Raw genomic sequence first — 15,413 nt, forward strand, 5'->3', positions numbered from 1 at the left:
ATGCTTCGGCAAATTCAGCATGACACTTCTAATACTAACTGTTTTTTTATTAACGGTTAATTTGTATCGGTGTCATGCTGAATTTGCCGAAGCATCTCACTTTAAAAAAATCAAACAAAAACCGCCAGAAGAAATTCCGGCGGTTTCAATTTATAATAAAGAAAACTAAGATTAAAAATCCAAAGTAATGGAAGCCCTCACGGCAGCACCCATAATTGGTCTTGCCATAATAATCCCGTCACCAGTCGGAGATCCGGCTCTTGGATCACCTTCCGTGATACCAATGGTGTTGAAAATATTGGTTCCGTCAACTGCAAAACGAATTTTTCCTAATTGATAAGAAGTTCCCGCCCCAAATTCTGAGAATGATGGCAAAGTCTGCGTATTTTTCTCATCCTGGAAGCGTTTTCCGTAATAATTCATGCTTACATAAGCTCTCCATTGTTTTGTGATATTCACGGCTGGAGAAATATTAAAGTAGAACTTCGGCATCCTTCTCACTGAGTTTCCATCATAATCGAATGTTGTTCCATCCGCGTTTCTTCCTGTAAAATCCTGATATTTCGGACTCTGAATTGTTCCATTGAAAGTTACTTCCAACAGATTATTGAACAGTCTGGCATATCCTTCCAATTCCACTCCAAGATTGGTGGTATTGGCAAATTTATTTTCTGAAGTTCCGTCAGAGAAAACATCTGTAAATGAAAGATTTTTCAATGTAGAATAGAACGGAATCACCGCTACATCAAATGTTCTTGAATAGTATTTATATCCAATTTCCAATTGATTGGTGGTTACAGGCTTTATCGCCGAAAGATTATTCATATTATTATAATACGCTTCTTCGTTTGGAGATCTGAAACCGTTGGAAAAACGGGCGTACACCGCATTTTCTCTGTTGATTTTATAGTTCAAAGCGGTTGTGAAAGAAACCCTGTTTACATCATAGTTCCAATACGTGTATCTATTCCCTAAAACAGACATATTATCATCGGCCGTTGTGGTCAAAAAAGAATGGGTTCCGTCTGTTGTTAAGCCTGAATTATTTAAATTGGAAGTGGTCGTGCTTACGCCATATCCTTTGTAGAAATCACGGCTGTAGCGGATTCCTCCATTAAAACTTAAGTTATCCGTGATGTTATAATCTAAATTTAAATATAAATCATTCAAACTTCCCTGAATCTGAGAATCTCTGATCAAAAAAGACATATCCGTAACCCCATTATACGTTTTAGAATATCCGGTATCGGTCTGAGCCAGCGAAGTATCTACCAGATTAAGAAGTTGCGGTCTGTCTGTTGCTGTTGTTAAAATATTGCTCCAGTTCCAGTATTGATGGGATTTCCAGTTGGATTTATAGAAACCTGCCGTTACATTTCCTTTATCAAATTTATAATTAAATTGTAAGTCATTTACAAAATTATTCATCTGTTTGTCAATCGCCCAGAAACCCAGTTTTTGAACGTAGGCAGGATTTACGATTGCCCCAGAACTTACCGATGTATATTGGAAATTATTTCCCGAAATTCCGTTTGAATTAGCAAAATCAGCAGCCAATTGCGGTCCGCCTGCAGGGAAAATCCCCGTGTAATTCATATTGATGTTGGTGTATCTCGTTTTGTTTAAAACAGAGAAATTATTTCCCAGATCATATTTAAATTCAGCTCCCAACACATCAACTTTCGGATGGATTCCATCTTCTAAATTCCTGCTGAAAAAACCTCCTCCAGCCTGAGGAATATTCAACTGGCTGATCGCTCTGTAGCTGTATGTTCCGTAATTAGGATCAAAGCCGTTAAATTCTTTTAAATCATTACCGTTTTGCACCAAAGGAATCGGGAGGAAAAACGTATTTCTGTCATCCAGTTTCTTATAATACACTTTAGCATACCCTTTATCGAACACATATTTCAGATTCAACCTGATTTGTCCGCCGTTGTTTGCTTTAAATCCTGTTTTCCTGATTCCGTTATCTGTCCTGTAAAATCCGCCTATATTAAAAAACAATTTATCTTCAACCAAAGCGCCTCCCAAGTTGACGTCGGTACGCATTAAACCGTAAGTCCCTGTTTCAAGCTTCGCCGTTCCTTTGAAATCATTTGTTCCTTCTTTCGTAATAAAGTTGATTAAACCTCCGGGAGAATTGGTTGCAAAAATAGATCCTGAACCTCCTCTCAAGGCTTCCAATCTGCTCACAGAATTATCTACACGGAAGAAATTATCTGCATTGGCAAACTGTAAAGCTCCGTCTTCAAAAACAGGCAGCCCGTCTTCCTGAACCTGCACAAATTCGTACGCTCCGGCAGAAGGTATCCCTCTCGCGAAAAGGTTGTTTCCCACTTCACCACCCGAAGTTTCTACCGCAAAACCCGGAACTCTCTGCAACAAAGCCGCCGCACTGATCGGGTTTTGTTTCTGAATTTCCTTCGCACTGAATGTGGAAATCGCCGTGCTGGATTCTATTTTCTTTTTCGGGTTTGAGTTACCCGTGATTACTACCTGATCTATAGATGCCGTTCTGGTGGAATCCATAGGAGTTTCCTGTGCATACGTGTTATTAAAATAAAGCGTTGCAATACCGGCAAGTAAGAAAATCGATCTTTTTTTCATAGCCATATTATTATAGTTTTAATTTTGTTTTAATTTGAGATAAACACCGTTCGTCCAGCCAAAGCCGTCCTGATTAGGATATTCCCCGCCTCCGGCAATTGTTTCTGTATCCAAAGCGTTGTATTTTTCCATCAGTTTTCCGGTGTTGTTGTACACTCTTTCGACATTTGAGCACCAATTATTTTTAATTTTTTGAGCTAAATCATCAAAACCGTAGTTTTTCATTGCTTTAAAACCCAGCCATTGATAAGGCGCCCAAGCGTTCGGAAGATCCCATTGCTGACCGGAATTTTTAGTTGTTGTAACCAATCCTCCCTGATATAGAAACTTTTCAGCGATAATTTCTGAGACAGCTTTTGCCTGTTCATCACTCGCCAACTCAAGGAATAGAGGATAAAGTGCAGCAATATGTTCGGACAGTGTTTGTGTATTTTTTTTCGTGTGATAATCTTTGTAAGTCCCGGCTTTTTCATCCCAGAAATATTGATCAATGATCTGTTTTCGCTGTGTCGCTTTTTCTTTAAAATGATTTTCTTTTTCAGTCCAATTTTGAAGCGATGAAGATTTTGCTAATGTTTTTTCCAAATGCCACAAAAGACAGTTTAGATCAATCTCAGCGAGATTCAATGTTTCAATCGCCTTTATATTTTCACCGTCGGCAAACCATCTGCTGGAGAAATCCCAACCCGATTCGCAAGCACTTCTTATGTTTCTGTAAAATTCTTCGCCCGCATTTTTACTATCTTCAATATCAATTAAATAACTTTCAGGGCGAGGTTCATTTTCTGCATCATAATAACGATTTAAAATATCTCCGTTAATCGTTTTCACCACTCTGTTTTTATTCGAACCATTTTCCAGATTTTCTTCCCCATTCATCCAGAAAGCATATTCTTTTTCCAAAGTATCATGATATTTGATGTAAATATTTTCGTCTTTTGTGGTTTCAAAAAGAAGATCAAGCATTAATGAAAAATACGGCGGCTGAGAACGGCTCAGAAAATGAGTTCGGCTCGCATTCGGAATAAATCCTACTTTTTGAATTAAATAAGAACAGTTTTCAACAATATTTTCCATCATTTCTACCCTTCCGGAAACCTGCAAACCCAACATGATAAAATAGCTGTCCCAGTAAAAAAACTCATTGAAACGGCCTCCCGGAACGATATAAGGCTTAGGAAGTTTCAACAATGTTCCTTTTTCTTCGTAAGCTGTTCTTGTCAATTCATCCCAAAGCTTTTCGATATGTTCATTGATCGGCAAATGATCTTCCCTCTGTATAGAAATTTTCGCCCCTAAAAAATCAAAATTAGATAATACAAAATCCTTTAAATCAAAACCTTCTGCTTGTTTTTCCTCTTCATATTTCTTATTAATTTCAGAAATCGGAAATAGCGGGACAGCATCGGTCATTGTTTTTTGATCTTCAAAGATTTTTGACCGTTGAACATCATCAAAAAGTGTCTGAATTTCATTGATATATAGCTGCTTATTCATTTTAATTTTTAGGATTTATTTTTAATTTATTCATAATTACTGCTGAAATAATCAACAAGGAAAGCGGAATTAACGACAGATAAAACGCCTGTTGCCCACTGAATTCCTGAAACACAAAACCTGTGATAATTGATCCTATCGTTCCACCGATCGCTGAAAAAACAACGATCAAACCAGCCATTGCACTATGCAAATATTTCGGAATTGAGGCTAAAATCACAGAGTTGATACTCGGATAAATTGGCGCCAGCAAACCACCCATTAATGGAAATAAATAGACCACAAGCGGCGCATTAAACCAAGTTGTATTTGTATTTATAAGAGTATTATGAGTTAAAGGTAAAACGAGTAAAATGCTGATTGCAAAGCCAACCACACAGAAAGAAACCACATAAATCCAACTGAATCTTTTCGAGAAAAACCCCGATAAAAATCGTCCCAAAGCAAAAGCTCCCGCTAAAACCGCTCCCGCCTGAATACTCATCGAGGTCGGAACTTTTAAAATTTCTTTATAGAAAGTTGGAGTCCAGGTTTGGAAACTTTGTTCAACCAAAACGAAAAGAAACGCGCACAGTAAAAAGAACAACACCTTTTTATAACTGAATAAGCTGATGCTGTTTCTCACATCTCCGAGCAGGTCTGTTTTCTCGCTTTTGGCTTCGTTTTCATTTAATTTAGAAAAGAAAAGGAATAAAAACGACAACACCGAAAGTCCGCCCAATACCCAATACACGTTGAGCCAATGTGTAGATTTCGGATTGTGATCATCAATAAATAAGCTGAAAAGTACATTTCCCATCAAAACTCCGATCATAAAAAAACCTTCCAGATAACCCATAAAACTTGAGTGTTCTTTATCTGTATTGGTCACCAATCCGATGGATGTGAAGACTGAAATTTTTATTAAAGCGAAAGAAATTCCAACAATTGTAAACAAGAGTTTGAAAAACCAGAAATCATTCGCAAAAGGCATTATAAAACACATGCAGCTCACCAAAAACAAAGCAATCAACATTGAATTTTTGATTCCTATTTTAGGTAAAAATGATGCTAAAATAAATGAACAGATGGCAATCGGAAGATCTTTAAAACCTTCCAAAACGCTTGCAGAAGATTTTGAAATCCCGAAATTCTGCTGCATCTGTAAAATTACCGTGCCTACAGAATTCAAAAGAATTGCAAAAACAAAATAATTTAAAAATAAAACTGCCTTTATGTTGAAATTTTTCATTAAATAATTTCTTATCGGCTAAGATAAAAGCATTTGGTTTAACAATAATTTAACACAGTAAATGAATATTTGAACTATATTAATATAATTATTATTTTAGAAGATAAAATACGATTAACTGAATGAAAGTTACTTTCGAACGCGTAATCCCCGATGAAAAGAGCTCTTTTCGCACGATTCATAACAATTCTCCTATTTCAGAATTCAAATGGGAGTATCATTATCACCCCGAAATTGAGCTGGTGTGCGTGATTTCCGGGAGCGGAACGCGGCATGTCGGGTATCATAAAAGCAATTATACGAATGGTGATTTGGTCTTGATCGGTTCCAATATTCCACACTCCGGATTCGGCTTGAATTCTATTGATCCTCACGAGGAAATCGTGCTTCAGTTTAAGGAAGAAATTTTGCAGTTTCCCCAACAGGAAGTTGAAGCACGATTGATTAAAAATCTGTTGGAGCTTTCAAAATTTGGTATTCAATTTCATAATAACATCAAAGAAGCAATGCTTCCAAAATTACGGTTGATGCTCGATTCCGAAGGTTATAAACGATATTTATTGCTGTTGGAAATTCTTTTTGAACTCTCAAAATGTACAAATTATGAGATTTTAAATAAGGAAATTATGCCCTACACGATCATTTCAAAAAATAAAACCCGACTGGAAAACATCTTCACTTATGTAGAGCACCATTACGACAAGGAAATTAATATTGAAGAGGTGGCAAAGTTGGCAAATCTTACGTTACCCGCGTTTTGTAATTTTTTCAAAAAAGCTACTCAAATTACGTTTACGGAGTTCGTGAATCGGTATCGTATTAATAAGGCGTGTTTGTTGATGGCGCAGGATAAAAGTATTTCGGAAAGCAGCTACAGTTGTGGGTTTAACAATGTGACTTATTTTAACAGAATGTTTAAAAAATACACGCAGAAAACGCCTTCGGAATTTATTAAAAGCTATTCCAATAATAAGGTGAATGTGGGTTTGAAGGCTGAGGTTGAGAATAAGGTTAAGGCTGAGTTTTAAAAATTTTTGTTTAATAATAATTTCTTTGTTTATGGAAACCCGTAAGGAAAGACAGTTAGTATAAATTATTTTCGTAAAAATAATTTATTAACAACTTAATTACAAAATTATGGCAATTAGAATTACATGTATCAACAAAGACAATGGATACCACGAAAATCCAAACTTGGCAATTACACATCTAGGCTGGACAAATGAAGAAACTAGAGAGGCTGGGAAAAGCACTAGGTTAGAAATTTATTTTTGGATAAAAAACCAAAATGGGATAGCTTACGTTATAGACAGTTACGGAAATAGAGTAAAAGTCATTACTGCAGAAACTTTTAGTGGTACTAAATATTTAAAAACTGAAGCAGATAGTTCAACAAAAAATAATTTATTATCACTTCCTGAATGTAAGTAACCCTCAGCATGTTTTTTTAAATTAAAAGCTGTTCTATAAATAGAACAGCTTTATATATCATCGGATTGCAAGACTATCAACTGACACCTGCAACAATCAACTTTATAATTACTTCCATTTAATATTACAACCCATGCTCGGTCTTTGAATTTCCTCCTGCGGTTCGCCCAACAGAAGATTTTCAAAAGCAATAATTAAATCCTCACCCGTCACATCCTTATTGTTACCCGGTCTGGAATCATCCATTTGTCCTCTGTAAATAAGGTCTAGTTTCTCATCAAAGAAAAAGAAATCCGGTGTACAGGCTGCGTCGTAAGCTTTTGCAATCGCCTGACTTTCATCATATAGATAAGGGAAATCAAATTTTCTTTCAATCTGGAATTCGATCATTTTTTCCGGAGAATCTGCAGGATATTTTTCTACATCATTGGAGTTTATGGCGATGAATTCTATCCCTTTTTCATGATAGTCTTCATATAATTCATTTAATTTGTCAATTACATGAAGAACAAACGGACAATGGTTGCACATGAAGATCACCAAAGTGGCTTTTTCACCTTTTAAGTCATCCAATGACTGGATTTCGTTACTTTTTGATGGGTTTGGAAGCTCAAAAAAAGGTGCTTTTGTACCCAATGCTAACATATTTGAGGGAGTATTCATATCTTTTTTATTTGTCCACAAAGATAAAGATTTTCTTGATTATATAAGTAAGGAAGCTCGAAGCGGGGATTCTGGAGATTATCCAAATTACAATTATTGAGTTGGGCTATAAGCTTCATTAATTTTTACAATAATCTATAAATTAACCATTCAAAATAACCTTCAGCCCCCCATTCTTCCAGCATCCATCCAATTTATATTAATTCTTAAACCTGACATTTAAAAATTAAATTCTAAAATTTGTTTGGAAGATATATTGAAAAGTTTGTAGTTTTGCTAACACTGTTAGTAAATAAAAATCATGGGTCTATATGAACGTCGTCAAAGAGAAAAAGAGTCGATCCGAGCCAATATTTTGGACGCGGCATTCTCCTTGGCTAAAACCGAAGGGTGGGCTTCACTTTCCATGAGAAAAATCGCCGATGCCATTGAGTACAGTGCGCCGGTGGTTTATGATTACTTTGAAAACAAAGAAGCTATTTTATATGAAATCTCGTTGAATGGTTTCCATTGTTTACACATCGAATTGTTGAAAGCCCAGAGAGAACACGACAATCCGGAAGACCAGCTGAAGGCTATTGTGGATGCATACTGGAAGTTTGCATTCAAAAATAAAGAGTATTATCAATTGATGTTCGGATTGGGGATGCAATGCAGCGGAAAAGGAATGATGAAAGAAGAATTTTCGTCATTTCAGGATATGCTGTATGACTGCACGTATGAAATTATTAAGAAAAACGGATCAAATCCGGAAAACGCCTGTCACATGTCTCACGCCTTGTTTTCTGCGGTACATGGCTTGATTTCGATCATGATGATGCGTAACGATGACATTCCTTCTACAATGAATAAAACGACTTTGGACGAAACTGTTTCCGCTTTCGTTAAGTCTTTGTAATTTTTTTTGAACCTGGAATTAACACTGTTAGGAATATTAACGCTAAATTAATTATAAGTTATTTAATTTTAAACAATTAAAATACAATCAATTAGGAATTATTAAGCAATTTTTTTATTTAAGCCATTAACACCGTTAGTAAAAATAACACACCTCACCTTTAGATATATTTAAAATCAACATTAAAAATTGTAATCATGGAACCGATAATCTAATCCCATTATTAAAATTCCTGTAATTTTTTTGAACTAATTATTAACACCGTTAGAAAAATTAACAGGACTTGAATTAAAAAACAACATTATTAAACAAACACTTCATTAAAAATTTAAACTTAAAATGAAAATATTTGGAAAAACGAGGATCATCGTACTTATCGCAAGTATTATCCTTTTACAAAGTTGCAGTAAGGCCGCCGAAAATACCAATCAGGCGCCACCTGCTCCAGAGTTGCCCGTTTATACCGTAATCACCTCTCCTGCTACTGTTTATCAGGAATTCCCGACAGCTTTAGAAGGAAAAAATAACGTAGAAATCAGATCTCAGGTTGATGGATATTTAGATAAAATTTATGTGGAAGAAGGCGCTTATGTAAGAGCCGGACAGCCATTATTTAAGATAGATTCCAGAGCTTACGGTGAGCAGATGAATATGGCGCAGGCCAATTTACAGGTTGCCAACGCCAATATTCAGAAAGCAAAAGTTGAGGTTGACAGACTTCAGCCGTTAGTTGCCGCAAAAGTAGTTTCTGATGTACAGCTGAAAACTGCAAAAGCCAATTATGCAGCAGCAGTTGCCGCAGCATCACAAGCAAAAGCTTCTGTGGGTGGTGCAAAAATCAATGTAGGATTTACAACCATTACAGCTCCTGTAAGCGGTTATATCGGAAGAATTCCTTACAAAAAAGGAAGCTTGATCTCAAGAACAGATCCTAATCCATTGACTTTACTATCAGACATCAGCGAAATTTATGCGTATTTCTCTATGAGCGAACTGGATTTTATTGCTTTTCAGAATAAATATCCCGGAGCCACTTTAAACGAGAAGCTGAAAAATATGCCGATGGTAGACTTGGTAATCGCAGACAACAGCACCTATCCTCAAAAAGGAAAAATGAGCATTGTTGACGGGCAGTTTGACAAAAGCACAGGAGCAATCAGCGTTCGAGCAGTGTTCCCAAATGCAAACGGAACGTTGAGAACAGGAAATACGGGTAGAGTTCGTATGCCTCAGTTATTCACCAACACGCTTGTTCTTCCACAGGAATCAACCTTTGAAATACAGGATAAAACTTATGTTTATGTAGTTGGAAAGGATAAAAAGGTGACTTCAAAACCTATCACGATCTCAGGAAAAACGAATAACTATTATTTCATTTCAGAAGGGCTTTCTGTGGGAGATAAAGTTGTATTTACAGGAATCGGAACATTGAAAGATGGTGCTGTCATTCAGCCAAAAACTATTTCTTCTGATAGTTTGCTTAAAGCAAGACCATTGTAAAAAATACTTTTAGAATACAGAAGACTTAAAAAAATAAACTTCTTATGTTAAAACAATTTATAGAAAGACCGGTACTTTCAACGGTCATCTCCATCATACTCTTACTCTTGGGAGCACTGTCGGTTTTCAATCTTCCGATCACCCTGTTTCCGGATATCGCGCCACCAAGTGTACAGGTGACGGCATTTTATCCAGGTGCAAATGCGGAAGTTGTAGCCCGTTCGGTAGCAGTTCCTATTGAAGAAGCGGTGAATGGTGTTGAGAACATGACTTACATGACCTCAAACTCAAGTAACGACGGTACCATGACGTTGAGCGTATTTTTCAAACAAGGTGCAGATGCAGATAATGCAGCCGTAAACGTTCAAAACCGTGTATCAAAAGCGATGAGCCAGCTTCCGCAGGAAGTTGTACAGGCGGGAATTTCAACACAGAAAGTTCAGAACAGTATGATTATGTTTATGGGGCTTTCCAGTGATGATCCTAAACAATATGATGAGCTTTTCTTACAGAATTACCTTAAGATCAACATCATACCTCAGATACAGCGTATTCCGGGTGTTGCCCAGGCTCAGGTTTTCGGGACGAGAGATTATTCGATGAGAATTTGGTTAAAACCAGACAGATTAGCGGCCAATAACCTTTCTCCACAGGAAGTAATGGCAGCTATCAAAGATCACAACCTTGAAGCTGCTCCGGGACGTCTCGGACAGGGAAGTAAGGAAACTTACGAGTATATCCTTAAATATAAAGGTAAATTAAACAAAAACGAAGACTACGAAAATATTGCTATTAAAGCCAATAATGACGGTTCTTTTTTAAGATTAAAAGATGTAGCAAGAGTAGAATTCGGTTCTTATACATATACAGCAGCTAACAGAGTGGATGGTAAGCCTGTAGCAGGTTTTGCAATCCTTCAAACTGCAGGTTCCAATGCGAACGAGATTTTAACTGAAATTGAAAAACAGGTCGAAGAATTTTCGACAACACTTCCAAAAGGTGTAAAACCGATTATCATGTACAATTCCAAGGATTTCCTGGATGCATCGATTGATCAGGTTGTTGAGACTTTAGTGATTGCATTTGTTTTGGTATTTATTGTGGTATTTATTTTCCTTCAGGATTTCAGATCTACATTAATTCCTGCTATTGCGGTTCCTGTAGCGATTATCGGTACATTCTTCTTCCTTCAGCTGTTTGGTTTCAGTATCAATATGTTGACCTTATTTGCATTGGTTCTTGCGATTGGTATTGTAGTGGATGACGCGATTGTCGTCGTCGAGGCCGTCCATTCCAAGATGGAACACACAGGAATGCCTGTTGAGCAAGCCACAACACACTCCATGAGCGAAATTTCCGGAGCGATTATTTCCATTACATTGGTAATGTGTGCGGTATTTATTCCGGTTGGTTTCATGCAGGGTCCTGCGGGAGTTTTCTACAGACAGTTTGCCTTTACTTTGGTCATTGCGATCATGATTTCTGCGGTAAATGCTTTGACATTAAGTCCGGCTTTATGTGCTTTAATTTTGAGCGATCCTCAAGGTGAAGGTGGAGATCACGGTCATAAAAAAGGTTTTGGAGCGAGATTTTTCAACGCATTCAACGTTGCCTTTAATAATATGACTAAAAAATATATTTACAGTCTTAAATTTTTAATTAAAAACAAATGGGTTGCTATCGGAGGTTTAGCTTTAATCACTGCGGCAAGTATTTTCTTAATTAAAAAAGCACCGTCAGGATTTATCCCGACTGAAGATCAAGGTTTCGTTTTGTATGCCGTGAATACGCCTCCGGGAAGTTCGTTGGACAGAACTCACAAAGCAACCGAGCAGATCGATAAAATTGTAAATGCCGAAAAAGCAACCAATCACCTTTGGGTAGCCGACGGTTTGAACTTCATCAGTAACGCCAATGCGTCACCATATTCTGCAGGTTTTATTAAGCTAAAAGATTATAAAGATCGTGGCGAAGTGAAAGATCCTGATCAGATTGCAGCGGGATTAACAGGAAAAGTAGCGCAAGTAAAAGATGCAAGTGCATTTTTCTTCAACTTCCCTACTGTTCAGGGTTTTGGTAACGTTTCCGGTTTTGAATTTATGCTTCAGGATAAAACGAACGGTTCATTCGAACAATTAGGAACAACAACTCAGGCATTTATCGGAGAGTTGATGAAACGTCCGGAAATTGCATTTGCCTTTACAACTTATGCAGCTGGAAATCCTCAATATACAATTGATGTTGATACCGATAAAGCAAATCAGTTAGGAGTTTCTGTGACAGAATTGATGCAGACCATGCAGATTTATTACGGAAGTAGTTTCGTTTCAGATTTCAACAGATTCGGGAAATACTACAGAGTAATGGCTCAGGCAGATGTTCCTTATCGTACGGATGCGAATTCTATGGAAGGAATTTATGTTAAAAATAATTTAGGCGAAATGGTTCCTGTAAAGACTTTAGTGACTTTAAAAAGAACCTTCGGACCTGAAACCGTGACAAGAAATAACTTGTTTAATGCCGTAACAATTAATGGAACTCCAAAACCTGGTTACAGTACCGGAGACGCCATTAAAGCCGTGGAAGAAGTTGCAAAACAATCACTTCCAAGAGGTTACGGATACGAATGGACAGGTATTACCCGTGAGGAAATCAAAACTGGTGGACAAACAGCGTTTGTTTTCATGTTAAGTATCTTATTCGTGTATTTCCTGTTGGCAGCTCAATATGAAAGTTATATCCTTCCGTTTGCCGTTATTTTAACGGTTCCTACAGGGATTTTCGGAGTTTTCTTTTTCACTGGATTAGCAGGAATTGATAATAATATTTACGTTCAGGTAGGATTAATCATGCTCGTCGGATTATTGGCCAAAAACGCTATTCTGATTGTTGAATTTGCCGTCCAGCGAAGAAAAGCAGGAAAAACATTAATTGAATCAGCTTTACAGGCTTCAAGATTACGTTTAAGACCAATTTTGATGACCTCATTTGCCTTCATCATCGGTATGCTTCCGCTAGTTTGGTCGCAGGGTGCGGCGGCAAAAGGTAACCACTCAATCGGTATCAGTACTGTTGGAGGGATGTTTACGGGAGTTGTCTTAGGAATCTTCATTATTCCTGTGATGTACGTGATCTTCCAGTATTTACACGAAAAAATGCCGAGCAGAAAAAGAAGAAGATTGCTTAAACAAAAAGAGCAGGAAGAACTTTTGGCAACAGCTCATTAATAAAAATGATAAACAAGCTTTGAGAGTATTTTAAACCACAAAAGATTTAAACACAATCTGAGAAAATCTGTGGTTAAATAAAAAAAGCAAAGAATTTCTCCTACTAAAGACATCTTTTGCATATACAAAACCTCTCAAAGTTTTGTTTTCAATTAAAAGTTTATTTAAAAACTATGAAAAGAATAAAGAATATTTTTCTCACATTTATATTGGCTTTAGGCTCGGTTTCGTGTGTTTCCAAATTGGCATACGCAGAGCCAGACCTACAGCTCCCAGAGAAATTCCAGTACACAGCAACTGCCGATACAGCGAGTGTTGCAAATCTGGAATGGAAACAATTTTTCAACGACCCGATTTTACAAGGCTTAATTGAAAAAGGAATTAAAAATAACTACGATTTACAGATTGCTTTAAAACAAGTTGCTTCTTCGCAGGAAAGACTAAAACAGGCAAAATATCTTCAATATCCTGATGTTGGTTTCGGAGTTTCCGCGCAAATTTCAAGGCCTTCAAAAAACAGCATGAACGGGCAGAGCTTAAATTTATTTTTAGGTCAAAGCCACGTTGAAGACTACAATGCCGCCTTCAATCTGTCTTGGGAAGCCGATATTTGGGGTAAAATAAAAAACCAGCAGGAAGTTTCAAGAATGCAGTATCTGCAGACTTATGAAGCTACAAAAGCTATTCAGACACAGGTTGTTGCGGCGATTGCTCAAGGTTATTATAATTTATTGATGCTTGATAAACAATTGCAGATTGCAAAATCAAATTTAGAATTAAGCAACAATACCCTTTCTCTTACAGAAAAATTGTGGCAGAGTGGTGATACAACTTCTTTGGGAGTTCAGCAGGCTACCGCTCAAAAGCAATCGACAGAACTTTTGATCACTCAATTGGAACAGAATATTGCGATTCAGGAAAATGCGTTAAGTATTTTAATCGGTGAAAATCCGAATAAAGTCAGCAGAACCATTGAAATGGCTGATACTTCTTTACCACAGGATATTTCTGCGGGGCTTCCGGCAGCGATGGTAAGCCGTCGTCCTGATGTTCGTCAGCAGGAATTGGTGTTATTGGAATCCAATGCGATGGTTGGAATTGCTCAGGCAAATATGTATCCGGCATTGAAAATCACGGCAAACGGAGGCGTAAATTCATTTAAAATTGACAACTGGTTTCAGATTCCGGCTTCATTGTTCGGTTCTGTTTTAGGGGGAATTACCCAGCCTATTTTCCAGAAAAGACAGTTGAAAACAGATTTGAATGTTGCCAAAATTCAGAGAGAGAAAAACGTGTTGGCGTTCCGTCAATCTGTTTTAAATGCGGTGGGTGAGGTTTCTGATGCATTGGTTTCAAATGAAAGCTTAAAAGTTCAGGAACAAAAAGCAACTGAACAGGTGAAAACCTTAAAAGATGGAATTAAAAGTGCCGAAATGCTTTACAAAGGCGGGATGGCAAACTATTTAGAAGTAATTACAGCTCAGGCAAGTTCTCTTCAGGCTGAACTGAATCTTGCGTCCGTAAAAAGACAGAGATTGAGTAGCATTGTGGATTTGTACCGTGCTTTAGGAGGCGGTTGGAAGTAGTAAATTTAATTATATTTGTTTTGAATGCGGTCTTTCGGGATCGCATTTTTTATGGAGTAATTTGTTCTATTAATTCTAATCTTTTCACCACCGTTTTCCTGTCCAAAATACTTCCGGGAGACAATACTGCATTAGCTCCGATTTTTGAATCATCACCTACCAATGAACCGAATTTATTAGTTCCCGTGGAAATTATCTGATCATTATATTTAATAAAAATATTCTTTTCTTCCCTTTCATTAAAGTGATTGGCGCAGATTGAACCTGCTTCAAAATTTACATTTTTCCCAATGATGCTGTTACCGACATAATTAAAATGTGCTGTAGCTGAGTGATCCAGAATGATAGATTGCTTGATTTCCGAACCTGGGCCAATATTTACAGATTTTCCAAGAAATATTGGGCCTCTCAGATACGCGTAAGCTCCGACACGACAATTTTCACCGATAATTAAAGTTCCTTTTAGAATGGCGCCCTGCTCTATATCTGCTGATTTGTGAATGGCAATATTTCCGTTAATAATATAATCTTCTGATAAGGTTTTAATTTTTTCAATTAATAAAACTTCCAATTGATCTGTTATTTCCCAGGGAAACTTATTTTCAGTATTAAAAACATCAGAATCGAAATTGTTGATAAAATTTTTTATGGTAATCATCATTTATTGTTTTATATTAATTTAATAAGCAAAATTTGCTAAAAAGTTAATGATAAAGACAGCTTCGTCAGAATCAATTATTGATTCAATCTTTGCTCCTTTAAATATCCAG

11 protein-coding genes are annotated in these 15,413 nt (G+C 36.9%); 6 read left to right on the plus strand and 5 right to left on the minus strand.

From position 1 onward, the window contains the following. Positions 1–171: 171 nt before the first annotated feature. From ATE47_RS12165 to ATE47_RS12175, 3 genes are read right to left on the minus strand one after another with little or no spacing between them, the layout of a single operon-like run. On the minus strand, positions 172–2,610 hold the full coding sequence (locus tag ATE47_RS12165) for a TonB-dependent receptor (protein WP_062163544.1): 2,439 nt from the start codon (positions 2,608–2,610) through the stop codon (positions 172–174). A gap of 18 nt (positions 2,611–2,628) precedes the next feature. Continuing rightward, the gene (locus ATE47_RS12170; protein WP_062162223.1) at positions 2,629–4,107 is read right to left on the minus strand and encodes a trehalase family glycosidase; all 1,479 of its coding nucleotides are present in this window, start codon (positions 4,105–4,107) and stop codon (positions 2,629–2,631) included. A gap of 1 nt (position 4,108) precedes the next feature. Continuing rightward, on the minus strand, positions 4,109–5,338 hold the full coding sequence (locus tag ATE47_RS12175; protein WP_062162224.1) for an MFS transporter: 1,230 nt from the start codon (positions 5,336–5,338) through the stop codon (positions 4,109–4,111). A gap of 122 nt (positions 5,339–5,460) precedes the next feature. Here ATE47_RS12175 and ATE47_RS12180 point away from each other — a divergent pair, with 122 nt between their 5' ends. Beyond that, positions 5,461–6,366 (plus strand): AraC family transcriptional regulator, encoded by a 906-nt coding sequence (locus ATE47_RS12180; protein ID WP_062162225.1) that lies wholly within the window; start codon positions 5,461–5,463, stop codon positions 6,364–6,366. A gap of 109 nt (positions 6,367–6,475) precedes the next feature. Next, a complete protein-coding gene (locus ATE47_RS12185; RefSeq protein WP_062162226.1) occupies positions 6,476–6,769 on the plus strand; it encodes a DUF3892 domain-containing protein in 294 nt (97 codons plus the stop codon). A 108-nt stretch (positions 6,770–6,877) separates the two neighbouring features. Here ATE47_RS12185 and ATE47_RS12190 read toward each other — a convergent pair whose 3' ends face one another. Further along, the gene (locus ATE47_RS12190; RefSeq protein ID WP_062162227.1) at positions 6,878–7,432 is read right to left on the minus strand and encodes a thioredoxin family protein; all 555 of its coding nucleotides are present in this window, start codon (positions 7,430–7,432) and stop codon (positions 6,878–6,880) included. 301 nt (positions 7,433–7,733) lie between these two features. Here ATE47_RS12190 and ATE47_RS12195 point away from each other — a divergent pair, with 301 nt between their 5' ends. The 4 genes from ATE47_RS12195 to ATE47_RS12210 all read left to right on the plus strand — a co-directional run bounded on the left by ATE47_RS12195 (position 7,734) and on the right by ATE47_RS12210 (position 14,643). Continuing rightward, a complete protein-coding gene (locus tag ATE47_RS12195) occupies positions 7,734–8,330 on the plus strand; it encodes a TetR/AcrR family transcriptional regulator (protein ID WP_062162228.1) in 597 nt (198 codons plus the stop codon). 339 nt (positions 8,331–8,669) lie between these two features. After that, positions 8,670–9,830 (plus strand): efflux RND transporter periplasmic adaptor subunit, encoded by a 1,161-nt coding sequence (locus tag ATE47_RS12200; protein WP_062162229.1) that lies wholly within the window; start codon positions 8,670–8,672, stop codon positions 9,828–9,830. A gap of 44 nt (positions 9,831–9,874) precedes the next feature. Then, positions 9,875–13,057: an efflux RND transporter permease subunit gene (locus tag ATE47_RS12205; RefSeq protein WP_062162230.1), complete on the plus strand. Its 3,183-nt coding sequence runs from the start codon at positions 9,875–9,877 to the stop codon at positions 13,055–13,057. A 173-nt stretch (positions 13,058–13,230) separates the two neighbouring features. Continuing rightward, positions 13,231–14,643 carry an efflux transporter outer membrane subunit gene (locus tag ATE47_RS12210; RefSeq protein WP_062162231.1) on the plus strand — a complete coding sequence of 471 codons (1,413 nt, stop codon included), beginning with the start codon at positions 13,231–13,233 and terminating at the stop codon, positions 14,641–14,643. Positions 14,644–14,692: 49 nt separating this feature from the next. Here the strand turns inward: ATE47_RS12210 and ATE47_RS12215 are convergent, their stop codons facing one another. Next, entirely contained in the window at positions 14,693–15,304 is a 612-nt protein-coding gene (locus ATE47_RS12215; protein WP_228376272.1) for an LpxA family transferase, read from the minus strand. Positions 15,305–15,413 lie beyond the last annotated feature (109 nt).

It is taken from the genome of Chryseobacterium sp. IHB B 17019 (assembly GCF_001456155.1).
GTDB lineage: Bacteria > Bacteroidota > Bacteroidia > Flavobacteriales > Weeksellaceae > Chryseobacterium.